Source organism: Caballeronia sp. M23-90, from assembly GCF_053574605.1.
Window position 1 is genome coordinate 1 of sequence record NZ_JBSIPA010000954.1, and the last position, 617, is coordinate 617.

At 53.2% G+C, this 617-nt stretch carries 1 rRNA gene; it reads right to left on the bottom strand.

Annotated features, from left to right (window positions below):
- Positions 1-541, bottom strand: a 23S ribosomal RNA gene (locus ACRXB1_RS37255); the annotation flags it as partial.
- Positions 542-617 lie beyond the last annotated feature (76 nt).

Consider the following 617-nt stretch of genomic DNA (forward strand, 5'->3'; position numbering starts at 1 on the left):
GAGGCTCCGACTGTTTGTATGCATGCGGTTTCAGGATCTATTTCACTCCCCTCCCGGGGTTCTTTTCGCCTTTCCCTCACGGTACTGGTTCACTATCGGTCGATCACGAGTATTTAGCCTTGGAGGATGGTCCCCCCATCTTCAGACAGGATTTCACGTGTCCCGCCCTACTTGTCGTACACCTAGTTCCACACATCCGCTTTCGCCTACAGGGCTATCACCTGCTATGGCCACACTTTCCAGAGTGTTCGGCTAACGGTCGTGCTAAAGAGTACAGGCTGATCCCATTTCGCTCGCCACTACTTTGGGAATCTCGGTTGATTTCTTTTCCTGCGGTTACTTAGATGTTTCAGTTCACCGCGTTCGCTTCACGTAACCTATGTATTCAGTTACGGATGACCCAGAAGGGCCGGGTTTCCCCATTCGGACATCTACGGATCAAAGCTCGTTTGCCAGCTCCCCGTAGCTTTTCGCAGGCTACCGCGTCCTTCATCGCCTGTGATCGCCAAGGCATCCACCACATGCACTTGTTCGCTTGACCCTATAACGAGTGCGTCTCCGAGACTCCTCCCGACTCCGAACCGAAGTTCAGCTTCGAGGGAAACCTCTTTCACACC